This is a genomic window from Herbaspirillum autotrophicum, from assembly GCF_001189915.1.
In the GTDB taxonomy this organism is placed as follows: Bacteria; Pseudomonadota; Gammaproteobacteria; order Burkholderiales; family Burkholderiaceae_D; genus Herbaspirillum; species Herbaspirillum autotrophicum.
In genome coordinates this window covers 38,020-61,873 of sequence record NZ_LFLS01000019.1, presented here as the reverse complement: position 1 = coordinate 61,873, position 23,854 = coordinate 38,020, and the positions used below count along the sequence as shown (strand labels likewise).

Annotated in this window: 23 protein-coding genes; 16 read left to right on the top strand and 7 right to left on the bottom strand. The window is 57.7% G+C overall.

The window, feature by feature from the left end; translation table 11 throughout:
- Window positions 1-248: 248 nt before the first annotated feature.
- Together AKL27_RS15655 and AKL27_RS15650 are read right to left on the bottom strand one after the other, a co-directional pair.
- Window positions 249-899, bottom strand: coding sequence for a 3-oxoacid CoA-transferase subunit B (locus AKL27_RS15655; RefSeq protein ID WP_050463784.1), 651 nt, complete (start codon window positions 897-899; stop codon window positions 249-251).
- Window position 900: 1 nt separating this feature from the next.
- Window positions 901-1,602, bottom strand: a complete 702-nt coding sequence (locus AKL27_RS15650) for a CoA transferase subunit A (protein ID WP_050463783.1) — start codon at window positions 1,600-1,602, stop codon at window positions 901-903.
- A gap of 160 nt (window positions 1,603-1,762) precedes the next feature.
- Here AKL27_RS15650 and AKL27_RS15645 point away from each other — a divergent pair, with 160 nt between their 5' ends.
- A complete protein-coding gene (locus tag AKL27_RS15645) occupies window positions 1,763-2,323 on the top strand; it encodes a PAS and helix-turn-helix domain-containing protein (protein WP_050463782.1) in 561 nt (186 codons plus the stop codon).
- Window positions 2,324-2,335: 12 nt separating this feature from the next.
- On the opposite strand, the gene AKL27_RS15640 is transcribed toward AKL27_RS15645, so the two are convergent.
- Complete coding sequence (locus AKL27_RS15640; RefSeq protein WP_050463827.1) at window positions 2,336-3,232, bottom strand: LysR family transcriptional regulator; 897 nt, start codon at window positions 3,230-3,232, stop codon at window positions 2,336-2,338.
- A gap of 175 nt (window positions 3,233-3,407) precedes the next feature.
- Here AKL27_RS15640 and AKL27_RS15635 point away from each other — a divergent pair, with 175 nt between their 5' ends.
- On the top strand, window positions 3,408-4,403 hold the full coding sequence (locus AKL27_RS15635; protein ID WP_050463781.1) for an L-tyrosine/L-tryptophan isonitrile synthase family protein: 996 nt from the start codon (window positions 3,408-3,410) through the stop codon (window positions 4,401-4,403).
- Between the two features lie 22 nt (window positions 4,404-4,425).
- Here AKL27_RS15635 and AKL27_RS15630 read toward each other — a convergent pair whose 3' ends face one another.
- Window positions 4,426-5,331 (bottom strand): LysR family transcriptional regulator, encoded by a 906-nt coding sequence (locus AKL27_RS15630; protein WP_050463780.1) that lies wholly within the window; start codon window positions 5,329-5,331, stop codon window positions 4,426-4,428.
- A 106-nt stretch (window positions 5,332-5,437) separates the two neighbouring features.
- Here AKL27_RS15630 and AKL27_RS15625 point away from each other — a divergent pair, with 106 nt between their 5' ends.
- Genes AKL27_RS15625 through AKL27_RS15615 form a run of 3 tightly spaced genes read left to right on the top strand, consistent with a single transcriptional unit; the run spans window position 5,438 to window position 7,692 of the window.
- Window positions 5,438-6,334 carry an MBL fold metallo-hydrolase gene (locus AKL27_RS15625; protein ID WP_083439085.1) on the top strand — a complete coding sequence of 299 codons (897 nt, stop codon included), beginning with the start codon at window positions 5,438-5,440 and terminating at the stop codon, window positions 6,332-6,334.
- A 49-nt stretch (window positions 6,335-6,383) separates the two neighbouring features.
- Window positions 6,384-6,995, top strand: a complete 612-nt coding sequence (locus AKL27_RS15620) for an NAD(P)-dependent oxidoreductase (protein ID WP_050463779.1) — start codon at window positions 6,384-6,386, stop codon at window positions 6,993-6,995.
- A 28-nt stretch (window positions 6,996-7,023) separates the two neighbouring features.
- Window positions 7,024-7,692, top strand: coding sequence for a DsbA family protein (locus tag AKL27_RS15615; RefSeq protein ID WP_050463778.1), 669 nt, complete (start codon window positions 7,024-7,026; stop codon window positions 7,690-7,692).
- Here the strand turns inward: AKL27_RS15615 and AKL27_RS15610 are convergent.
- Entirely contained in the window at window positions 7,684-9,129 is a 1,446-nt protein-coding gene (locus tag AKL27_RS15610; RefSeq protein WP_050463777.1) for an aminotransferase-like domain-containing protein, read from the bottom strand. The genes AKL27_RS15615 and AKL27_RS15610 overlap by 9 nt on opposite strands.
- A gap of 144 nt (window positions 9,130-9,273) precedes the next feature.
- On the opposite strand from AKL27_RS15610, the gene AKL27_RS15605 reads away from it, so the two are divergent.
- From AKL27_RS15605 to AKL27_RS15560, 11 genes are all read left to right on the top strand, one after another.
- Entirely contained in the window at window positions 9,274-10,596 is a 1,323-nt protein-coding gene (locus tag AKL27_RS15605) for an aspartate aminotransferase family protein (protein ID WP_050463825.1), read from the top strand.
- 13 nt (window positions 10,597-10,609) lie between these two features.
- Window positions 10,610-12,103: a CoA-acylating methylmalonate-semialdehyde dehydrogenase gene (locus AKL27_RS15600; RefSeq protein ID WP_050463776.1), complete on the top strand. Its 1,494-nt coding sequence runs from the start codon at window positions 10,610-10,612 to the stop codon at window positions 12,101-12,103.
- A 334-nt stretch (window positions 12,104-12,437) separates the two neighbouring features.
- Window positions 12,438-12,566, top strand: a complete 129-nt coding sequence (locus tag AKL27_RS28650; protein ID WP_269749228.1) for a hypothetical protein — start codon at window positions 12,438-12,440, stop codon at window positions 12,564-12,566.
- 107 nt (window positions 12,567-12,673) lie between these two features.
- On the top strand, window positions 12,674-13,870 hold the full coding sequence (locus AKL27_RS15595; protein ID WP_083439090.1) for an ABC transporter substrate-binding protein: 1,197 nt from the start codon (window positions 12,674-12,676) through the stop codon (window positions 13,868-13,870).
- A 91-nt stretch (window positions 13,871-13,961) separates the two neighbouring features.
- Window positions 13,962-14,822 (top strand): branched-chain amino acid ABC transporter permease, encoded by an 861-nt coding sequence (locus AKL27_RS15590; protein WP_050463775.1) that lies wholly within the window; start codon window positions 13,962-13,964, stop codon window positions 14,820-14,822.
- A gap of 10 nt (window positions 14,823-14,832) precedes the next feature.
- Entirely contained in the window at window positions 14,833-15,828 is a 996-nt protein-coding gene (locus tag AKL27_RS15585) for a branched-chain amino acid ABC transporter permease (RefSeq protein ID WP_050463774.1), read from the top strand.
- On the top strand, window positions 15,825-16,592 hold the full coding sequence (locus AKL27_RS15580) for an ABC transporter ATP-binding protein (protein WP_050463773.1): 768 nt from the start codon (window positions 15,825-15,827) through the stop codon (window positions 16,590-16,592). Before AKL27_RS15585 ends, AKL27_RS15580 begins: the two co-directional genes overlap by 4 nt.
- Window positions 16,589-17,293, top strand: a complete 705-nt coding sequence (locus AKL27_RS15575; protein ID WP_050463772.1) for an ABC transporter ATP-binding protein — start codon at window positions 16,589-16,591, stop codon at window positions 17,291-17,293. The genes AKL27_RS15580 and AKL27_RS15575 overlap by 4 nt, the downstream gene beginning before the upstream one ends.
- Before the next feature lie 33 nt (window positions 17,294-17,326).
- Window positions 17,327-18,586 (top strand): Zn-dependent hydrolase, encoded by a 1,260-nt coding sequence (locus AKL27_RS15570; RefSeq protein WP_050463771.1) that lies wholly within the window; start codon window positions 17,327-17,329, stop codon window positions 18,584-18,586.
- 25 nt (window positions 18,587-18,611) lie between these two features.
- Window positions 18,612-20,105, top strand: coding sequence for a M81 family metallopeptidase (locus AKL27_RS15565; RefSeq protein ID WP_050463770.1), 1,494 nt, complete (start codon window positions 18,612-18,614; stop codon window positions 20,103-20,105).
- A gap of 44 nt (window positions 20,106-20,149) precedes the next feature.
- Window positions 20,150-21,052 carry a DMT family transporter gene (locus AKL27_RS15560; RefSeq protein ID WP_050463769.1) on the top strand — a complete coding sequence of 301 codons (903 nt, stop codon included), beginning with the start codon at window positions 20,150-20,152 and terminating at the stop codon, window positions 21,050-21,052.
- Between the two features lie 13 nt (window positions 21,053-21,065).
- Here the strand turns inward: AKL27_RS15560 and AKL27_RS15555 are convergent, their stop codons facing one another.
- Entirely contained in the window at window positions 21,066-23,114 is a 2,049-nt protein-coding gene (locus AKL27_RS15555; RefSeq protein ID WP_198155983.1) for a putative bifunctional diguanylate cyclase/phosphodiesterase, read from the bottom strand.
- On the bottom strand, window positions 23,111-23,668 hold the full coding sequence (locus tag AKL27_RS15550) for a heme NO-binding domain-containing protein (RefSeq protein ID WP_050463767.1): 558 nt from the start codon (window positions 23,666-23,668) through the stop codon (window positions 23,111-23,113). The genes AKL27_RS15555 and AKL27_RS15550 overlap by 4 nt, the downstream gene beginning before the upstream one ends.
- Window positions 23,669-23,854 lie beyond the last annotated feature (186 nt).

Below are 23,854 nucleotides of genomic sequence, written 5' to 3'. Positions count from 1 at the left end.
ACGCATCGCCAGCAAACCCAACAGCGGTCCGGGCAGCAGAATCCACGCGACCCGGGTGCCGATAAAGAACTACTCTGCGCTGGATAAAGCCGCCGCGTTTTTCCTGGCTTACTTGAGAACGCTGCGCCCGGTGACCTGATCAGGGTCATCAAGGTCAATGGCTATCGTCCGCTGGCCGGACGACCAAAAAAACAAAAACGGCGCGGATGATGAATCCGCGCCGTTTTTATCATACATCCAGACGTTACTTACACCGCACTCACATCCAGTTCGGCTTCGGTATTGGCCAGCACCTCTTCCTTGGTCACGCCGGTGGCCAGCTCAATCAGTTTCAGACCTTGCGGTGTTACGTCGATCACACCGAGATCGGTAATGATGCGATTGACCACGCCGACGCCAGTCAACGGCAGATTGCATTGCTTCAGGATTTTCTTGGAAATGCTGCCGTCCTTGCCCTTGGCCACATGTTCCATCAGCACCACGACCCGGCCCACGCCTGCCACCAGATCCATTGCGCCGCCCATGCCCTTGACCATCTTGCCCGGAATCATCCAGTTGGCCAGATCGCCACCCGACGATACCTGCATCGCACCGAGAATCGCGATGTTGATCTTGCCGCCGCGAATCATGCCGAATGAATCGGCCGAGCTGAAAAATGAAGAACCGGGAATGGTTGTCACGGTTTGCTTGCCGGCGTTGATCAGGTCGGCATCGACCTTGTCGTCGGTCGGGAACGGACCGATACCGAGCAAACCGTTTTCCGATTGCAGCCAGACTTCGATATCGCTTGGCACATGGTTGGCCACCAGTGTTGGCAGACCGATACCCAGATTCACATAAAAACCGTCTTGCAATTCCCGCGCCGCACGCGCCGCCATCTCATCTCTTGTCCACGCCATTTCAGTTCCCCTTCGACACGGTGCGTTGTTCGATACGCTTTTCCGGCGTCGCATTTACCACGATGCGGTGCACGAAAATGCCCGCAGTATGAATCTGGTCCGGATCGAGTTCGCCGACTTCCACCAGATGCTCGACTTCGACCACCGTGATCTTGCCTGCCATCGCAACGTTGGGATTGAAATTGCGCGCGGTCTTGTTGAAGACCAGATTGCCGGCCTTGTCGGCCTTGTAAGCCTTGACCAGCGACACATCGGCTACCAGCGAACGCTCCATGACGTATTGCTCGCCATCGAATTCGCGGATTTCCTTGCCTTCCGCCACCAGCGTACCAACGCCAGTCTTGGTGAAAAATGCCGGGATACCGGCGCCGCCGGCGCGCAGTTTTTCTGCCAGCGTGCCTTGCGGTGTAAACTCCAGTGCCAGTTCGCCCGCCAGATACTGGCGTTCGAATTCCTTGTTTTCGCCGACATACGAAGCGATCATTTTCTTGATCTGGCGTGTTGTCAGCAACTGACCCAAGCCAAACCCATCAACACCGGCATTGTTGGAAATGGCAGTCAGGTTCTGCACGCCGCTGTCGCGCAAGGCGGCAATCAGCGCTTCGGGAATGCCACACAGACCAAATCCGCCGACGGCGATGGTCTGACCATCCTTGACGATATCGGCTAACGCAGTTGCTGCGTCGGGATAGACTTTATTCACAGGTCTCCTTTCGGGTTTTTATATACTGACGAAATGCTAAAAAATGCAGCAAATATCATATTGCGCCGGCATAGGCCATACAATACGGTAAAACTACTTCCGTTACGCTTTACACTGCGTTCTTTTATCCAAAGACGCACTTAACACACGGCATCACACCATGAACAACCCGCAACTGGTCGATTACGCACAAGTATTCATGCATGCGCCGATAGGTATGTGCGTTTCGCATAACCGCATCATTCATCAGGGCAACCTGGCGATGGCGGCAATGTTCGGCTACCAGCAGCCGGAATTGTCAGGACAATCGTTCATGGTGCTGTATCCGACTGCCGATGAATTCGAACGCACCGGCATGCGTCTGATACCAATACTCAATGAAAAGGGATTTTACTCCGACGAGCGCATCATGAAGCGCGCCAACCAGGAAATGTTCTGGTGCCATGTCACCGGCCATTCGCTGATCACCGGCGATCCGCATGCAGCCGGTATCTGGACCTTTGAAGATGTCAGCGCCAAACGACCGCTGGCACCGGGCCTGACGCCGCGCGAGCGGGAAATTGCTGCGTTGCTGGTGGAAGGCAAGACCAGCAAGCTGATCGCGCGCCAGATCGAACTCAGTCCGCGCACGGTGGAAATGCACCGGGCGCGGCTGATGCGCAAATTCTCGGCAGCAACGTCATCGGAACTGGTACACAAGCTGCTCAGCATTACGCCGTAACGGCTGACGCCATCAGGCATCGGCCCAGCTCGCTTCCTGAAATCGCTGCGCCATAAAATCCAGCATGGTGCGCAGCGTGGCCGGAATGTATCTGCGCGAGGCATACACGCCATAGATGTTCAGCGCCAGCGGTTCATATTCCGGCAATACCCCCACCAGCCTTCCCGACGCGATGTACGGCGCAGTCATGTATGCCGGCAGGTAGGCGATGCCGGCTCCCTCCAGCGTCGCATGCAGCAACACCCGCGCTTCGTTGGCGCTGATATTGCCATGGACCAGCACCGACGCCGGTTGCCCCGCGCGTTCGAACTGCCACAAACTTTTTCCCATATAGAAATGCGTCAGGCAATTGTGCCGTTCCAGATCCACAATCTGCTGCGGCGCACCGCGCTCATTCAAATACAGCGGCGAGGCGCAGACCGAGGAGCGACAGACCGCCAGTTGACGGGCAATCAGACTCGGGGCCAAATGGGTCGTCATGCGAATCGCCAGATCGATGCGCTCGGCGACCAGATCGACGGTGCGATCCAGCATCACCAGATCCACCATCACATCCGGATAGCGCCGGCCGTATTCGGTCACCAGCCGCGCCAGTTGCGGTCCGAATGAAGTCCCGGTGCTGATGCGCAGCAAACCCTTGGGCGTGGCATGCAAGGGATTGGCAAAGCTGCGCAGATCTTCCATCGAATTCAACATCTGGCGGCAACGCTCCAGAATGTCATCCCCGACCGAAGTCAGACTCAGGCGGCGCGTGGTCCGATGCAGCAAACGCGCGCCGACCCACTCCTCCAATTCAGCCAGATAACGCGACACCCGCGGTCGCGACATGTTGAGTTGCACCGCTGCTGCCGACTGACTGCCACATCCGACTACCGTCACAAACACACGCATCGCCATCAATCTATCCATGCCACCTTTGCCTATCTGCAACGATTCCGGGAACAAACTGTTTTTCATTATGCGGTTTTTCAAAAACAAGGAAATGACTAATCTGAACTCACCAATCTCTTCCCGGTTTTTTTCGAATCATTTCCTGTTTTTTCCAATTTGTTTTCGACAGATCTTTCAGAAACGAGGTCCCATCATGAATACGACAGCGATTGCCATGCAGGTATTAAGAGAGTTCATGTACTACCGCCGGCGCTATCCCGAACTGCGCCGGCACGGATCCGAAACGGCAGAAATCAGACAGGTGCTGCAAGTACAGATACCGCGCATCAAGTCCTTCATCGATGCCGGCGCAACCATTGAATTCGTACTGCCGGCATTTCCGGCCAAGTCGCCCAACCCCGATAAAATACTTGGCGTGTTGCCGGACATGGCGGAAAAAATATCGATCATTTTCTTGAATCAGGTGTGCCAGCGCATTCGTCTTTTCTATCCGCCCGGCGCAACCATCAGGATCTGTTCTGATGGCCGGGTGTTCGGTGATCTGGTGCGCATCAGCGATGACAACATCAGCGCTTACCGTGACACCTTGCAATGCCTTATGGATGAAACCGGCATTACCCATGTCAGTCTGTTCAACCTGGAAGATGTGCCCGCCTTTTCCGCTTGCGCCAACGATCATGCCCGGTTGCGCACGCATCTGATCGAACGCTATGCGCAGCCGCTGGAAGTCATCAGAACCAGCCTGATGCGCAGTGAGGGCGGCGTTCTGTTGTATCGCGCGATCACCCGCTTTCTGTTTGAAGACGGCCTGACGCCTGACTATCGCGGCTCGCGCACTGCCTTGCAAAACGATACCAAAACCAGAGCCTGCGGCGTGATACAGCGCAGTTGGGCATGGGGTGATTTGTTAGCGGATTTGTTCCCGCAGGCAATCCGCTTGTCGATCCATCCGCAAGCAGCAAGCAGTATCAAAATGGGCATTCACATGATGCCCAGCAGAGATGACTGGCTCACGCCGTGGCATGGCGTCGCGGTGAATACCGGCGATCACTTCGTGTTGATGAAGCGCAGCGAAGTCATCGCTCTCGGTGGCAAACTGGCCAGCATCAACGGCCGGCCGAGCCACTATCTGATGCCGCCAGAATCTGCCGCGAGCCGGACTCATCAGCCTGGCCGTCTGGCATCGTGACGCAGCGCCGAACGGTTCGCGATTACGCCGGCGCATCCCAGACCGGTGTCAGCGTCAGCCGTTCGGCCAGAAAGTCCAGCATGCTGCGCAATGCTGCCGACATATGCCGGCGCGAGGCATATACGCCGTAGATATCCAGCTGGCTTGGCTCATACTCCGGCAGCAAGGCCACCAGCTTGCCGCTGCGAATCAGCGGCCCGGCCGAATAAGTCGGCAGAAATGCAATGCCGGCGCCGGCCAGCGCCGCATGCAACAAGACCATCGATTCATTGGCGCTGATATTGCCGCTGACCGCCACCGAACTCGGCTCGCCATCGCGCGTGAATTGCCACAGGCTTTTGCCGACATACGAATGCGTCAGGCAATTGTGCAAAGCCAGATCTTCCACCCGCAACGGCTTCGGATGTTTATGCAGATAGGCCGGTGAAGCGCACACCACCGAACGACACACCGATAACTTGCGCGCGATCAGATTCGGATCAAGCCGGTTGGTAATGCGAATCGCCAGATCAATCCGGTCTTCGATCAGATTGACGGTGCGATCAAGTATCACCATGTCCACCGCTACCTCGGGATAGCGCGCGCCATAGTCCGCGACCACCTGCGCCAGTTGCATCTGAGCAAATGAGGTGCTGGCGGTGATGCGCAGCAAACCGCGCGGCGCCTGTTGCGGCTGGTGCACGGCGCTTTGCATGTCGCCGGCGAATTCCAGCATTTTGCGACTGCGTTCCAGAATGTCAGCGCCGGCCGGCGTCAGACTCAGGCGACGGGTGGTCCGGTGCAGCAAACGGGCGCCGACCCATTCTTCCAGTTCTGCCAGATAACGCGACACCACCGGACGCGACAAGTCCAGTTGCACCGATGCCGCCGACTGGCTGCCGCTATCGACCACCGCGACAAACACTTGCATTGCCGTCAATTTATCCATGATTTGACCGATTTCAGAAACAAACTATGTTCAATTATGCGGTTTTTCTGAGCTTAATAAAGTTTTATTCTTTTGCTTGTCGAATTACTAATCGCATCGGAAATTCATGAACACCCTTATTCGCTCCCTGCTCTTCACCATGGCTGTCGCCGGCGTCATCAGTGCCGCCCCGGCCAGTGCCGCAACACCGGCATCCGCTCCCGCGCTGACGCTGGATGTCTACAATCCGGGCGACAGCGCCATCTTCCCGGTCTCTTCGGTGCTGGTCAGCGGCCAGCACGACGCGATTCTGGTCGACGCTCAGTTCGGCCGTACCCAGGCAGCACAGGTGGTCGAGAAAATCCGCGCCAGCGGCAAGAAACTGGTGGCGATTTACATCAGCCATGGCGATCCTGACTATTACTTCGGTCTCGCGACCATCAAGGCGGCCTATCCGGACGTTCCGGTCTGGGCCACGCCACAGACCGTGGCGCATATCAAGGAAACCATGCAAGCCAAGCTCGGCTTCTGGGGTCCGCAACTGGCCGCCGACAAACCGGAAACGCTGATCGTGCCGGAAGTATTGCAAGGTGACCGGCTGACCCTGGAAGGCAAGACACTGAATGTGATGGGTCTCAAGGGTCCGCAACCGGATCGCAGTTTCGTCTGGATTCCATCGATCAAAGCAGTGGTCGGCGGTGTCGTGGTGGCTGGCAATCTGCATGTGTGGATGGCCGATACGCAAACTGCACAGTCGCATCAGGACTGGCTGGCGACGCTGGCGCAAATCGAACACCTGCATCCGAAGACCGTCGTCCCGGGACACTTTGCCGCCGGTACGCCAATGACAGTAGCGGCGGTGAAGTACACCCGCGATTACATCAAGGCCTTTGATGCAGAAACCGCACGGGCGGCAAATTCTGCCGAACTCATTGCAGCCATGAAGAAACGTTTTCCGGCAGCGCACGAAGAATCATCCCTCAACCTGAGTGCCAAAATCGCCAAGGGCGAAATGAAGTGGTAAGGCATTCCCGACCGCAATAATGAAGTCCCCTCTTGTTAAAGGAAATTATATGAACATCGCCATCATCGGTGCCAGCGGCAATGTCGGCAGCCGTCTTCTGGAAGAAGCCCTGCGTCGTCATCACAGCGTTACCGCCATCGCCCGCAACACGGACACCATTGCCAAACGCGCCGGCGTCACCGCCGTCAGCGTCGACGTGCACGACAGCGCGGCACTGACCGCCGCACTCAAGGGACATGACGTCGTGATCAGCAGCGGCCGCTTCGCCACCATCGGCGCGCAAGATGTGCTGGGTCCGGTCAAGCAGGCCGGCGTCAAGCGCTTGCTGGTGGTCGGCGGTGCCGGCAGCCTGGAAGTCGCTCCCGGCGCAGCGCTGGTCGATACTCCGCAATTCCCGGCCGAGTACAAACCGGAAGCGCTGGCAGGTCGTACCTTCCTCGAAAATCTGCGCAATGAAGCGACGCTGGACTGGACCTTCCTGTCACCGTCGGCACTGTTTACACCGGGTGCACGTACCGGAAAATTCCGTCTCGGCAAGGATCAGTTGTTGACGGATGCCGGCGGCAAAAGCTGGATCAGCATGGAAGATTACGCGATCGCCATGCTCGATGAAATCGAGCAACCACAACACGCGCGGCAACGATTCACCGTAGGGTACTAAGGTCGGACATCAGGACAAGGAGAAGCACATGAGCAGCCCGGTATTGCATTACATTTACGATCCGTTGTGCGGCTGGTGTTACGGCGCGGCACCATTGGTGGCGAGCGCACGTGACGTCATCGAAGTGGTGGCGCACGCCGGCGGCATGATGACCGGCAACAACCGGCAAACCGTCAGTCCGACGCTGCGCAACTATGTCATGCCGCATGATCACCGCATTGCGGCACTGACCGGGCAAGTCTTCAGCGAAGCCTATTTCGACGGCCTGTTGCTGGATCCCAAGGCGGTGTTCGACTCGGCACCGCCGATCACTGCCATTCTGGCAGTGCAGACGCTGACCGGGCGCGGGCTCGATCTGCTGGCGCGGATGCAGATTGCGCATTATGTCGAAGGCCGCCGGATTGCCGACCGCGATGTGCTGACTGCGCTGGCGGTGGAACTCGGGGTCGACTGGGAAGCTTTTGCCCGTGAATACCAGCGCGTCGAACAGGAAGAACTGCAACCGCATATCGACGCCAGCCGGCAATTGCTGGCGCGTGTCGGCGGGCATGGCTTTCCGACCTTCGTGCTGGAGCAGGATGGCCGCATGCATGCTTTTGATACCGGCCACTGGCTCGGACGTCCGGAAGAATGGCGCGACCATTTGCGCCAATACACTCCGGCAGCGGCGGCACCAGCCGCACTGAGTTCAAGCTGAAGCAGTACCTGCCTGCGCCTGTAACTCGCGGAAAAATGCAAACAATTCCGGGGCATCGGCGTAGGCCACATTGAAGCGAAACCACTGGTGTTCCGGCGGCGATAAATGAAAGAAGTCGCCGGGCGCCAGCCAGATGCCTTTTTGCCGTGCGAGGTCGGCCACATCGCGTGCCGACAGCGCACTGTTTTCCATGCGCGCCCATGAAAACATGCCGCCGCGCGGTGTCGTGAACGGCACCAGTCCGGCTTCCGTCAATTTGGCGTTGACCCGCGCCTGCGCCCCCAGCAGCGAGGCGGCCAGACTTTCGACATGGCGCCGGTGATGACCCTCGGTCAATACACTGTGCACCAGACGTTCATTGATTTCGGAATTGGTCAGGCTCAATACCATCTTGGTATGCACCAGTTGCCGTGCCAGTTCGCGCTGGCACACCACAAATCCCACGCGCAGCGAGGGCGCGATGGTCTTGGAATAACTGCCGACATAAATCACGCGCTGCAAGCCATCGAGCGCTGCCAGCATGGGATCGGTGGCTTGTCCCAGTTCGCGGAAAATATCGTCTTCCACTACCCAGAATCCATGTCGCTCAGCGGCCTGCAACACCCGCATCGCACACGCCGGGGTATAAGACGTGCCGGTCGGATTGTGCAGCACGCTGGTGGTGAAAAACAGTTTGGGCCGATGGATGCGCGCCAGATTTTCCAGCATCTCGGTATCGATGCCGGTCGGAGTGCGCGGAATGCCGATCACGTTGAGGTCGGCCATCTTCAGCATGGCGATCAGATTGCAGTAACCGGGATCATCCACCATCACCGTGTCGCCGCGCTTGACCATGGTGCGGATGATCAGGTCCAGCGCCTGTGTCGCACCGTGCGATGTCAGGATCTGGTCGAGCGACACTTCCAGCGACCAGTTGCCGAGAAATTGCGCGATGATCTGCCGCAAGGGCGCATAACCGTAGGGATGACCATAGCCGACCTGCTGCGCTCCCGGCGAGCGGATGATGCGCCGCTCGGCCTGATGCAAGCCCTCATCGTCCAGCCACTTGCCCGGCAGCCAGCCGCAACCGGCCTTGATCGGCACCCGTTCATCGGCAAACATTTCGGATAGCAGCCAGGCCGAGTCGATCACCGGCTCGGGCGGCGTGAACGACAGCGCCGGACTGATCTGAGTGCCGCGCGCGGCGACGAAAAAGCCGGCGCCACGCCGGGCTACCAATACACTTCTGGCAACCAGTTGTTCATAAGCTTCCACCACGGTGGAGGCGCCGATATCGTGCTCCTCGGCAAATTGGCGCACCGACGGCAAACGTTCGCCGGACCGCAATTCGCCCTGAGCGATAAGCTGAGAAAGGCCATTGACCACTTGCTCGACCAGCCGCGAAGGGCCGTTTCTCTGCAAATCGAGACGGAATCCGCTGCGTGAATTTTTTGCCATCGTCGCTGCCAGCCTTGAAGTGTGAACAATACAGATTATTAAAAACGGCAATACAGTTTTTCATCTAATTGAAAAGTGTATCTGACAATATTGCTGATGTCTCGCAATAATCAGATCATTCTCAACTCGCCGATGGTGCGCCCCATGAACAGCCCTGCAAAAGCTTCCGACCTGTCCGCTTACTGGATGCCGTATACGGCCAACCGCAATTTCAAAGCCAGTCCGCGCATGCTGGTATCGGCTGAGGGCATGTATTACCGCGACGATGCCGGCAATGCGATTCTGGACGGCACCGCCGGCTTGTGGTGTGTACCGCTCGGCCATGCGCAACCGAAAATCGTTGCCGCCGTGCAGAAATCGGTCGCCACTCTGGATTACGCACCTTCGTTCCAGCTCGGTCACCCGGATGCCTTCAAACTGGCCGAACGCATCAAGCAATACACCGGCAATCGTTTCGATCACGTGTTCTATACCGGCTCCGGTTCCGAAGCGGTCGACACTGCGCTCAAGATTGCGCTGGCCTATCACCGCGTGCGCGGCGATGCCACCCGCACCCGCATGATCGGCCGTGAACGCGGCTATCACGGCGTCGGCTTCGGCGGCATGTCGGTCGGCGGCATCGGCGGCAACCGCAAAACCTTCAGCACCGCTTTGATGGCCGGCGTCGATCATTTGCCGCACACCCACAATCTGGAAAAGAACGCTTTCACCCGTGGCGAACCCGAATACGGTGCACATCTGGCCGATGAACTCGAGCGTCTGGTGGCGTTGCACGATGCGTCCAACATCGCCGCCGTGATCGTCGAACCGGTAGCCGGCTCCACCGGTGTTCTGATTCCGCCCAAGGGTTACCTGAAACGCTTGCGCGAACTCTGCACCAAGCACGGCATCCTGCTGATTTTCGATGAAGTGATTACCGGCTTCGGTCGCCTCGGTACACCGTTCGCATTCGATTACTTTGATGTCGAACCGGATATCGTCACCACCGCCAAGGGCCTGACCAACGGCGTCGTGCCAATGGGCGCGGTATTCGTCAAGAAGCACGTACATGATGCCTTCATGAACGGTCCTGACGGTATCGAACTGTTCCACGGCTATACCTATTCCGGCCACCCGCTGGCCTGCGCCGCCGGCCTGGCGACACTCGATGTGTTCGAACAGGAAGGCGTTCTGGAACACGCCCGCAGCGTGGCTGACTACTGGCAAGATGCTGCGCACGCGCTGCGCGGTCTGCCGCACGTGATCGACATTCGCACCATCGGCATGATCGTCGGCATCGAACTGGCGTCGATTCCCGGCAAAGTCGGCGCCCGCGCCTACGATGCGTTCCGTCGTGCCTTCAATGACGGCGTCCTGATTCGCGTCACCGGCGACATCATTGCGTTGTCGCCACCGCTGATCATCGAAAAGAAACACATCGACGATTTATTCGGCAAGCTCGCCGCCATTTTGAAAACACTGGACTAGGACGTATCGCGACATGGAAACAATTACCCACTTCATCAATGGCCGTCGCGTTGACAGCAACAACGACCGTTACGCCGATGTCTTCAATCCGGCGCTCGGCGTGCCGGTGGCACGCGTCACGCTCGGCACTGCTGAAGATACCAATGATGCCGTCGCCGCGGCGGCGGCCGCATTCCCGGCATGGTCCAACACCCCGCCGCTGACCCGCGCCCGGGTGCTGTTCAAATTCCTGAATTTGCTGCAGCAACACGCGGATGATTTCGCCACGATTCTGACCCGCGAACACGGCAAGACTTTTTCCGATGCGCAAGGTGAAGTAGCGCGCGGTATCGAAGTGGTCGAGTTTGCCGTCGGCATTCCGCAAATGCTCAAGGGTGAATACACCGACCAGATCGCACGCGGCATTGATGCCTGGTCGATGCGCCAACCACTCGGCGTGGTCGCCGGCATTACCCCGTTCAACTTCCCGGCCATGGTGCCGATGTGGATGTTCCCGATTGCACTGGCATGCGGCAACTGCTTCATCCTGAAACCTTCCGAACGCGATCCGTCGGCATCGTTGCTGATGGCAGAATTGCTCAAGCAAGCCGGTTTGCCAGATGGCGTGTTCAATGTCATCCAGGGCGACAAGGTCACCGTCGATGCCTTGATCGATCATCCGAAAGTCAAGGCCATCAGCTTCGTCGGCTCTACTCCGATTGCCGAATACATTTATGCACGCGGCAGCGCCAAGGGCAAACGCGTGCAGGCATTGGGCGGCGCCAAGAATCACATGGTCGTGATGCCGGATGCCGACATGCAGCTCGCAGTTGACGCGCTGATCGGTGCCGCTTACGGTTCTGCCGGCGAACGCTGTATGGCGATTTCGGTGGCGGTCGCGGTCGGCGATGCCGGCGACAAGCTGGTTGCAGCACTGGCGGAACGCACACGCAATCTGAAGATCGGCGATGGCATGGAAAAAGATGCCGAGATGGGTCCGGTGGTGACTGCTGCCGCCAAAGCCCGCATCGAAGGCTTGATCGGCAAAGGCGTGGAAGAAGGCGCTACGCTGGTAGTCGATGGTCGCGGTTTCAAAGTCGCCGGCCGTGAAAAAGGCTTCTTCGTCGGCGGCACTTTGTTCGATCACGTGACCCCGGAAATGACCATCTACAAGGAAGAAATTTTCGGCCCGGTCTTGTGCGTTTTGCGCGCCCCCGATGTCGCTACCGCAGTCGATCTGATCAACGCCCACGAATACGGCAATGGTGTTGCCGTGTATACCCGCGATGGCGGTGTGGCGCGTGAGTTCGTACGTCAGATTGAAGTCGGTATGGTAGGTGTCAATGTGCCGTTGCCGGTGCCGATGGCATTCAGCAGTTTCGGTGGCTGGAAGCGCAGTCTGTTCGGCGACCATCACGTCTACGGCCCTGAAGGCGTGCGGTTTTACACACGCGCCAAAGCGGTCATGCAACGCTGGCCGAACACTGCCAGCGCAGGCGCCGAGTTCGCTTTTCCGCAAATGAAATAAGCGTGGCAAACAGCTGAGCAACGATGCAAGAAAAACGGCATGACTGATCCTCATGCCGTTTGCTTTTTTTGGTGCGACGGCTTGATTTGATGGTGCGTCATCCGTTGAAAATGCACTGTTGTATGGAGCAGTATTTTAAGTATGACGGAATGATTTTTTCCACATGAAAACTTCAGGAGAAAACAAAACGAATTTAACAGATGCAGCAGTAAAAATTTGCGGTAGCATGCAATACCGACATGACATTGATGATGTGAAAAATCACATTGCATGATCTGCTCGGCGCAGTAAAAAAATATAAAAATCATCGAGACGTTAAACCGGAGGAGAAATCATGACCAAACAAGTTCATGGGCAGCGATTTACGCGCAATCACATCATTCCGCGGTCGTTCATCAATATTCATTTCTCTGCAATTGCACCCGCTGGTGCAAATAAAATTGCAGTGCGTTGTCACGTCTAAACGCAATACAATTCATGGCGCAAAAAATCGCGTCATGGGCATGGAACTTGCGTTACTCAACCCAGATGCAAATTTTGAATGAACCATCCTTTTTTGGAGATTTGAACATGATCAATCGTCGCGACTTTCTCAAGCTGTCCGCTCTGGCTGCACCTGGTGCACTTTCGTTCTCGGACGTGTTCGCGCAATCGGATGCCATTCAGTTCGGCTGTCCGGTGCCGATGTCGGGACCGTTCGCAGCGAACGGCAAATACGCTGACATGGGCATGAAACTGGTTCTGCAAAAATATGGCAAGGTGCTGGGAAAAAATCTCAGCTATACCGCCATCGATACCGAAGGCAAGCCGGCCACAGCGGTGCGCAAGGTGCAGGAATCCATCGAAAAGGGCACCCGCTTTTTTGCCGGCGGCATTCTGTCATCGGAATCACTGGCGATGGGCAAGGAAGCCGAAAAGGCCAACAGCATTTTCATCACCACTGCCGGCGCCGATGAAATCACCGGTACCGAATGCAATCGCGCCACCTTCCGCTGGTCGGTGCCAACCTTCGGCGCCATTGAACAAACCGTACGGCCGTTGCTGGAAAAATTGCCGAACGCCAAGCGCTGGTACACCATCACGCCGCAATACGTATTCGGCGACGGCCTGCTCAATGCGGCCAAGGCCATCTTCAAGGAAAAAGGCATCGAACACGTCGGCAACAGCTATCACTCGCTGGCCGAAAAAGAATTCAGCGGCTATCTGACCAACGCCATGGCGGCCAAGCCGGATGTCTTGTTGCTACTCAATTTCGGTTCGCAATCTTCGGACACGTTGCGTCAGGCAGTCAGCTTCGGCATGAAGAACAACATGACGATTCTGATGGCATGGGCCTCGGGACTGGAACAGTTCGAAACGCTGGGTGCAGATATTTGCGACGGCGTGTATTTCGGCGCGCAATACTGGCACGCCATCGACGCACCGTTCAACAAGGAATTCGTGCAATTCGTCAATTCCAGCCTGAAGATCGATCCGAATTACAGCCTGGCCGGTTCTTATATCTGTACCAAGATCATTCTCGACGCCATCATCAAAGCCAACAGCACCGATCCGAAAGCGGTGATCGCGGCGATGGAGGGCATGAAGTATGAAGGTCTGACCGGCACGGAAGAAATTCGCAAGGGTGATCATCAGGTCATCAAGAATTACTACCTGCTCAAAGGCAAGGCGAAATCGAAGATGCGCAACAAGAATGACTTTGCCGACATCGTCTCGTTCGGAAAATCGTTCCTGCCGCTGGACAAAACCATGTGCAAGCTGGGCTGATCAATCACCGGCAATGCTCTGCTGCCGTTCCGGTCCGGCCGGAACGGCAATCTGCGGCAGTTGACGCAAGTCTTCAATGTATTGAGGTGTCATGAATATCTATTTGCTGCAAATCATCAACGGCGTCGGCATCGGCATGCTGTATTTCCTGCTGGCAGTGGGATTGAGCATCGTCTTCGGACTGCTGCGTTTCGTCAATTTTTCCCACGGCGCATTCTTTCTGCTCGGTGCCTATTTCTGCTTCGAGCTGGGACAGATGGGTGTCAATTTCTGGTGGACGCTGTTGATCGCACCATTATTGGTGGGCCTGTTTGCATGGCTGGTAGAAAAATTCGTACTGCGGCACATCTACGCCCTGCCGCATCATTTCCATATTCTGTTCACGGTCGGCCTGGCACTGGTGATACAGGAGGCCGTGATTTCTTACTGGGGCCCGCTCGGCAACAATATTTCGCCGCCCGATCTGCTGCAAGGCGTGGTCATGATCGGCAACTTCGTCTATCCCAAATACCGTTTGTTCGTGATCGCCTTTACTGCGGTCATGGCCTTGCTGCTGTGGTGGGTGCTGGAAGGTACGCGGCTCGGATCGATTGTCCGTGCCGGCAGCGAATCGACTGAAATGGTATCGCTGCTGGGTCTCAATATCGACCGCATCTTCAGCCTGGTGTTCGCGCTCGGCGCGGTAACGGCCGGTCTCGCAGGTGCGCTGGCAGGACCGATTCGCGGCGTCGAACCCTTCATGGGAATCGAAGCGCTCGGGATTGCGTTCGTCGTGGTGGTGATCGGCGGCCTCGGCAGTTTCTTCGGCGCCCTGGCCGGCGGCATTCTGGTCGGCGTGGTGCAAAGTCTGATGAGCACGATCTGGTCGGAAGGTGCCCATCTGATGATTTACATCGCGATGGCAGCGGTCATGCTGTTGCGTCCCAATGGCCTGTTCGGCCGCGCCAGTTAAGGAGATGAACATGAAAAACTTCATTCATTTCCGTTACACGCTGCTGGTGATCGCGGTGGTGCTGATCCTGCCGTTGACGGTCAGTTCCGGTACCCTCGCCACCGAAGTCCTGATCTTCGCGCTGGCGGCACTGGGCTGCAATCTGTTACTCGGCTATACCGGCCTGATGTCATTCGGCCAAGGGATTTTTCTCGGTGTCGGCAGCTATGCCACCGGCTTGTCCCTGCTGCATTTGCAAGTGCCATTGCTGGTGTCGCTGCTGATTGCCATGGTGGTCGGCGCTCTCGCCGCATTGCTGGTCGGCTCGTTTTCGATCCGCCAGCGCGGCACGTACTTCGTGATGCTGACGCTGGCATTCGCGCAAATGTTTTACTTCCTGGCCTACACACTGAAAGATGTCACCGGTGGCGATAACGGTTTGCTCAACATCCCGCGTCCCAACCTGTCATTGCTCGGCAATACCCTGATCCCGACCGCCACGCCATGGCAATACTATGGTTTCGTGGCACTGGTGTTCGTGGTGGTGTTCTGGCTGCTGCAACGCATCGTTGACTCGGTATTTGGCCGCACCTTGCTGGCGATTCGCGACAACGAAGCGCGCGCCTCGGCGGTCGGCTACGACATCACCCGTTTCAAACTGGCGGCGTTTGTGATTTCCGGCGCGGTCACCGGTCTGGCCGGCGGCTTGCATGCCATGATGACCGGCATCGCACCTTTGTCCAACATCGAATATCACGCCAGCGAATCGATCCTGATCATGACGGTCATCGGCGGTACCGGCAATCTGTTTGCCTCGGTACTCGGCGCCACCTTTTATGTACTGGTCGGCAACTGGCTGTCCACCTTGTGGCCGCGCTGGCTGATGTTGCTCGGCTTCTTGCTGATCGGTGTCAGTCTGTACATGCACAAAGGCCTGTTCGGTCTGGCGCACTCGCTGTTGCAACGCTTCCGCCCGGCGCGTGCAGAACCCGCAGAACGCGCCTCCATCAAAGAAGGACACTCATGACGCTGCCTATTCTGAAAGCGATCAACGTGACCAAGCGCTACGGCAAGTTCACGGCGGTCAATGATATTTCGCTCGACATCATGCCCGGCAACGTGCATTCGGTGATCGGTCCCAATGGCGCCGGCAAGACTACCCTGTTCCATACCCTGACCGGCACCACGCCGATCACCACTGGCAGCATCCTGATCGAAGGTGAGGAAATCGCCCATCTGCCCGGTTACAAGCGGGTGCTCAAAGGATTGGCACGATCCTTCCAGGTCACCAGTCTGTTTCCCAATCTGACGGTATGGGAAAACCTGCGGCTGGCAGCGCAGGGGCGGCAACCGACGCAAGCATTCAATCCATGGCGCCGGGCCGAGTCGATCAGCGCCGTCTGTGAAACCGCCGATACGTTGCTGGCACGGCTGAATCTGGGTCAGGTGGCGCAACGACTGTGCGGCGAACTGTCGCACGGCCAGCAACGACGGCTGGAAGTCGGCATGGCCATGGCCGGCAAACCCAAGGTAATTTTTCTCGACGAGCCGACCTCCGGCATGGGCATCGATGACATTGCCGAGATGAAGCAACTGATCCGCAGCCTGCGCGACAATTACACCGTGGTGCTGATCGAACACAACATGGACATCGTCATGGATATTTCGGATCGCATCACCGTCATGCAGCAAGGACAGATTCTGGCGCAGGGACGTCCGCACGACATCCGCAATGATGAACGCGTGCGGCGCGCCTATCTGGGCAACATGATTACCGGAGGCAAAGCATGATTCTCAACGTCGATGACATTCATGGCTACTACGGCAAAAGCCATATCCTGCAAGGCGTCACATTCAACGTCGATGCCGGCGAAGTGGTCACGCTGCTGGGACGCAACGGCGCCGGTAAAAGCACCACGCTCAAGACCATCGTCGGCGTAGTACAGCCGCGTCAGGGCAAAGTCTTGTTTCAGGGGGATAATGTGGCCGGTCTGCCGGCTTACAAGATTGCCGCGCGCGGCGTCTGTCTGGTGCCGGAACATCGCGGTATCTTCAAGCTGCTGACGGTGGAAGAAAATCTGACCATGGCAGCGCGTCGTGATTCTGCCTGGAGTCTGGAAGATATCTACAAGATTTTTCCGCGGCTGAAAGAGCGTCGCAAGAATGGCGGCGGTCAGTTGTCGGGCGGCGAACAGCAAATGCTGGCCATCGCCCGCGCGCTGATGACGCACCCCAAGGTCTTGATGCTGGATGAACCGGTAGAAGGATTGGCGCCGGTGATCGTGGAAGAGATCGTGGCGCAGCTGAAACTGATCAAGGCCACCGGCATGTCGATCATTCTGGTGGAACAGAACCTGGAAGTCTGCACGCAACTGGCAGACCGCCATTACATCGTGGAACAGGGGCGCATTGCTTACAGCGCCAGCAACGCCGAATTCATGGCTGACGATGCCGCCAAGGATCGCTACCTTGGCGTCAATCTGGCAGCCTGACTGATCAAACTGAATGAAATTGACGGAGTCATCATGGACATGAAAACATCATCTGACGTCAGCGCCCTGCGCATCGACGGTTCGCGCTTGTGGCAATCGCTGATGGAACTGGCAACCATCGGCGCTACCCGGAAGGGCGGCGTCTGCCGTCTGGCGCTGACCGATCTCGACAAACAGGGCCGCGATCTGGTCAGCAACTGGGCGCGCCAGGAAGGCATGAGCGTGACGGTCGATCAGATCGGCAACATCTTCATGCGCCGGCCCGGCCGCAACAATGATCTGCCGCCGGTGATGACCGGTTCGCATATCGACACCCAACCGACCGGCGGCAAGTTCGACGGCAACTACGGCGTGCTGGCGGGAATGGAAGTGGTACGCACATTGAATCAGCACAAGATCCAGACCGAAGCGCCGATTGAAGTTGCCGTCTGGACCAATGAAGAAGGCTCGCGCTTCGTGCCGGTGATGATGGGCTCGGGTGTATTTTGCGGCGCCTTCACCCTGGAGCATGCCTACAACGCTACCGACACCGCCGGCAAGAACGTCAAGGATGAACTGACGCGCATCGGCTATATCGGCGAGCAACGTTGCGGCGACCATCCGATCGGCGCGTATTACGAAGCCCATATTGAACAGGGTCCGGTGCTGGAAAATGCCGACACCGTGATCGGTGTGGTGCCGGCAGTGCTGGGACTGGCATGGTACGACTGTACCGTGACCGGCTTTGAATCGCATGCCGGTCCGACGCCGATGGAAATCCGCAAGGATGCGTTGCAGGTATCGACTTACATCATGCAGGAAGTGGTAGCCATCGCCAAACGCTATCCGCCATACGGGCGCGGTACGGTCGGTTCGGTGCAGGTGATGCCGAACAGCCGCAACGTGATTCCGGGCCAGGTCAAATTCTCGGTCGATCTGCGCAACGTCAATGATGAAACGCTGGATCGCATGAATGCCGATCTGTTTGCCTACATCGACCGCGTGCGTGCCGATACCGGCCTCAAGATCGAACTGGAGCGGGTCTCGTATTTTCCACCCTGCCCGTTCCACCCCGACTGCGTCGGTCAGGTGCGACAAGCGGCCAGCATGCTCGGCTACGCCACGATGGACGTGGTTTCCGGCGCCGGTCACGATGCCATCTATGCCGCACGCGTGGCGCCGGCAGGCATGATTTTCGTGCCTTGCAAAGACGGTGTCAGCCATAACGAAATCGAAGATGCCAAGGCCGAACATCTGGAAGCCGGCGCCAATGTCTTGCTGCATGCGATGCTCGCCAGCGCGGTGGCGATCTGAGCTGTAGTTCTTCAAGGAAAATTTTATGCCGTTGAAAATTGTCATTGCCAGACTGAATCACGAAACCAATACTTTCTCGCCAATCCCGACGCCGCTCGAAGCATTCGAGCCAAGCTGGGATGAGGCGGCATACCGTTCGCAAAAGGGTGCGCGCACTGCCATGGGCGCATTTCTCGATATCGCCGATGGCATCAATGCCACTATCGTTACGCCGTTGTCGGCGACTGCCAACCCCAGCGCCACCGTAGCGGCAGATGCTTATACGCTGATGACGGACGCCATCGTGCGCGCCATTGAAGCCGGTTGCGACGCCATCATGCTGGATCTGCACGGCGCTATGGTGGCCGAGAACGCCGATGATGGCGAAGGTGTCTTGCTGGAGCGAATTCGCAAGATTGCTCCGCATGTACCGATGTGCGTGGCGCTCGATCTGCACGGTAACGTGACGCAAAAAATCGTCGATCACGCCGATATCGTGGTCAGTTTCAAAACCTATCCGCACATCGACATGTATGAAACCGGCGCCCATGCCGGACATTTGCTGATGGACATGTTGCAGGAAAAATCCCGGCCGCTGGTCGGCTGGCGGCAACTGCCGATCCTGTCGGCGACGCTGACCAGCAATACTTCGGCCAGCGCCATGCAACGCGCGGTGGCGGCAGCATTCGCGGCTGAAAAGGAAGACGGCGTTCTGGCGGTATCGATCTTCGCCGGTTTCCCGCTGTCCGATTTTCGCGATGCCGGCATGTCGGTCGTGGTGGTCGCCGATGGTGACGCCGCGTTGGCCGATCAGGTAGCGGAAAAGATTGCACGCCAGATGTGGAATGAGCGCCAAGGCTTTTTCTACGACAGCACACCGTTGCGCCAATCGCTGGCGCATGCACGCGAACTGGCGGCCGGTCCCGGCACTGGCCCTGTCTTGTTGCTCGATCACAGCGACAACGTGATGTCGGGCGGCACCTGCAATACCATGGATGTACTGGAAGCGGCGCTGGCCGAAGGCATGACCGATATCGCCGTCGGCCCGACAGCGGATCCGCAGGCGGTAGCAACGCTGATCAGCGCCGGTCTCGGCGCCACCGTCACGGTCGCCGTCGGCAACAGCGTGGCACTGGCACAGCAAGGCATCACCAAGACGCCGCTGCAACTGACCGGCAAGGTACTGGCGATTACCGATGGCAATTTCCGTGTCAGCGGTCCGATCTACACCGGCTCGACGATACAGATGGGGCGCAGTGTGTTGTTCGATATCGGCGCCGCCCACATCGTGATCACCGAAGAACGGGTCGAACCCTATGACCTTGGCGTGTTCACCAGTCTCGGTCTGGATCCGGCCAGCAAGGCATTTCTGATCCTCAAATCGCGCATGTATTGCCGGCCGGTGTTTGTACCGGTCAGCAAGGGATTGGAAGAGTGTGATTCCGACAGCGGCGGTCCGACCAGTTCCAATTTTGATCTGTTTCCGATCCGCAAAGTGCGTCGTCCGATCTATCCGCTCGATGCCGACACTCGCTGGTAAACCCCACTATCCCGCACGCGTTGCGGGATTGGTTACAGGCCACCATGCCACTATCTGACAACGCCAAGGCGCGCGCCATGCTCGTATTGCTCGGGCTGGTATGGGGCTTGAACTGGCCCGCAGTAAAAGTTTCACTGAGCGGGGTTTCACCATGGACCTTGCGCACCATTGGACTCGGCGCTGCTGCCTGCACGGTATTTCTGCTGGCACTGGTGCGTCGCCGCAGCCTGCTGATTCCGGCCGGCCGCGACCGCTTTCACGTCATCACCACCGGGATATTGAACATCGCCATGTTCAATATCCTGCTGACGTTTGCGCAACTCGGTGCGGCCACCTCAAGAGTCGCCATCATTACGTATTCCATGCCGCTGTGGGCGACGCTGATTGCACGCCTGGCACTCGGTGAACGGATCGATGTCATGCGCGGCGCGGGCTTGTTGCTGGGCGCGTCCGGTCTGGCCATCCTGATTGCACCGCTGCTGCACGGCGGCCTGCCCTCCGGCATTCTGTATGCGCTGGCGGCGGCACTGACCTGGGCTACCGGTACGGTCTATACCAAATGGGCCCGCATCGCCGCCGAGCCACTGGCAATTGCCGCATGGCAATTACTGATCGGGGCTACCGTAGCGCTGGCCGGATTGCTGAGCTTTGAGGGCATTCCGCATTTGGGACACTTGCAGACACCGGTAATCCTGGCGCTCGGTTACCACATCTTTTTCGGCATGGCGCTGGGTTATATTCTCTGGTTTGAAATCATTGTCCGCCTGCCGGCCGGGGTGGCGGCACTGGGTACCTTGCTGGTGCCGGTAGTCGGTGTCAGCGGTGCCATCCTGCTGTTGGGTGAACACCCGAGTATCAGCGATATAGCGGGTTTTGCATTGGTATTTTGCGCGGCCATCTGTGTCTTGCTGCCAGCCGGCATGTTGCGGCGACGCCGCAGTTCCTGAATCGTTTGCAACCTCAGCGCGGGGCCCGCAAGGCGTTACCGTACGCGGCATTCAGGACCCGGTACGGGACCCGCAACAAATTGCCGACATCCTCGGCGGTCAATGCATGCGAAAAGAAAAAGCCTTGCACGAAGTTGCAACCCATCGCACGCAGACGCTCGACCTGTTCTTCATTCTCGGTACCTTCTGCCACCACCTCAATGCCGAGGTTGCGCGCCAGCGTCATGATGGTTTGCACGATTTGCAGGCGCTCATGATCATCGTTCATGTGGGCGACGAAAGAGCGGTCGATTTTCAGCACATCGAGCGGGAAACGATGCAGATAACTCAGCGATGAATAACCAGTGCCGAAATCATCGATGCTGAACCGGATACCGAGCGAACGCAGTTGCGACAGAATCTTGATGCTGCGTTCGACGTCGCCCATGGCGACGTTTTCGGTGACTTCCAGTCGCAAGGTCGCCGGATCGATACCGGTCCCGATGATGATCTCGTGCACCTGCTCCACCAGATTCGGCTGTGCAAACTGACGCGGTGAAATATTGACGCTGATCGTCAATGGTTTGCTGCGTGGAAATTGCTGATGCCACTGATGCATCTGACGGCATGCCTCGCGCAATACCCACATGCCGATCGACAGAATCAGGCCGGTATCTTCGGCAACGTCGATGAATTCGCCGGGATACACCAGTTGCTGCGGCGAACGGCGCCATCTGATCAATGCCTCGACGCCAATGATTTCGCCGGCCTGCAATTCGATGATCGGCTGATAATGCAGCACGAACTCTTCGTTTTTCAGCGCCCGCCGCAAATTGGTTTCCATCGTCAGACGACTGACCTTGCCGCTGTGCATGCCCGGAATGTAAATTTCGTAGCGGTTCTTGCCGAGCGCCTTGGCGCGATACATGGCCAGATCGGCGGCGCGCAATACCTGGTCGGCGCGGGTATAGCCGGTCTCACTGGAAACAATGCCGATACTGACGCTGACATAAATTTCCTGATCCCGGACCAGGAACGGCAACGACAACGCCGCCTGCACCCGTTCCGCCGCGGCCACGGCATCGCAAATACCATCGATGCCGTCGAGCAGCACCGAAAATTCATCACCCCCCATGCGTGCCAGTGCACAACTGTCCGGCGACAACTGCAAGGCCTGTGTCAGACGGCTGGCAACTTCGATGATCATGGTGTCGCCGGCCAGATGACCAAGACTGTCATTGATGATCTTGAAGCGGTCGAGATCGATGAACAGCACCGCAAAGCCGTCATGAGCGTCGTGCCACTGGCGCAACAGCGCCTGATCCAGCTGACACAGAAACTGTTTGCGATTGGGCAGGCCGGTCAGCGCATCATGCGCGGCATCATGAATCAGCCGCTGCCGGGCCTGCTTGCGTTCCACTACGCGCCCCAACTGACGTCCGATCTGCGACATCTGCCGGAGCAGAACCATGTCAGGTTCGTGCCTGCGGCTGGAAAAGAATTCGAGAACACCGACCACGTCGCCACCGCTGACCACCGGAAATGCAAAGGCAGCCCGCAACCCGCAAACCCGCGCCGCGTCCACGCGCCAGAAACTCTTGTCGTCGTTGACATCGGCAATCCAGGTTGGCGCCCCACTGGCCAGCACTCGTCCCGGCAAACCCTGGCCGGCAGCAAATGTCATCTGTACCGAGACCTGGCAAAAAGTCCGCAATGATTCGTCGTCATCGCCATACCAGATGTCGGTCGACACCAGGCGTTGCTGGCCGTCGCATGGTTGGGTCAGGTAGCAGTGCCCCAAAGGCCAGCTGGTATAGCGGCAAATCTGTTGCAATGCAAACTGCAGCGCCTGCTCAATCGACTCGGCCTGATTGGCGGCAGCGGCAATCGCCTCCTGCAATTGCAGTTGTTGCTGTTTTTCGTAGAGCTGGCGCAAGCCGCGCTCGGCGATGGCTTCCGCCTGCAACCGCGCATCGCGTTCACGTTCCAGCCGCAGCGTCAGTTTCTCGACTTGCGCCGCCAGATCGCTGATTTGTGATGGCAACCCGTCATCGCTTGCCGGCCGTGGCAACTCTCGCTTCATGCTGCCTGCCAGCGCTTTGTTTTGCTGCTGATGCGGCACACGCACAGGGCATCGCCGCGATGCATGCATTGCAGATGTGTCACCGCCACCACTTCCTGATAATGGTCCGCAGCGCCTTCGATAAAACCGTGCGCCAGTGCGCATAATTTGCGGGGCGAACGATATTCCATCAGCAAGCCGTCATCGCCTTCATGGCGAAACACGAATCTGGGCACCTCGGCACCGGGGTAGATTTTTCTGACTTCGGGATGAATGTACTCGTTCACACTGAGCACAAATGACCGCACGTCATGGTGCGCTGCAAAGAAGCGCGGATAGCGTTGGAACAGCAGCGGCATGGCCGCCCGGCCGAACCATTGCAGTACCTCTTGTTCCGACTTCTGCTGCGAGCTTGCCACGACCTGCACCAGCGCCTGCATGTCGCGATCCGGATAACTGCCCAGCGATGAATAAGCGCCCTTGAGGTTGGCGTCAGCCAGCAGGCGGTCCCAGGCGTCATCGCCATGGGCAGCCACTACCACCTGTTCCAGCAGATTGAAAACAACCCCCTTCATGCCAACCCCAAGAAGAAAAGAAATCCCGGTATCACGCAAAAACACGCATTGCGGACGATATTTTTTTCATAACATCGCGGCGATTATAGCGGTGACTGATCACCAGCGGACACTCGCAGCCCTGTCAAATCATCAAATAATTCCTGCAGAATTATCGCGGATTGTCGTCAAACAATCAGAGCACAC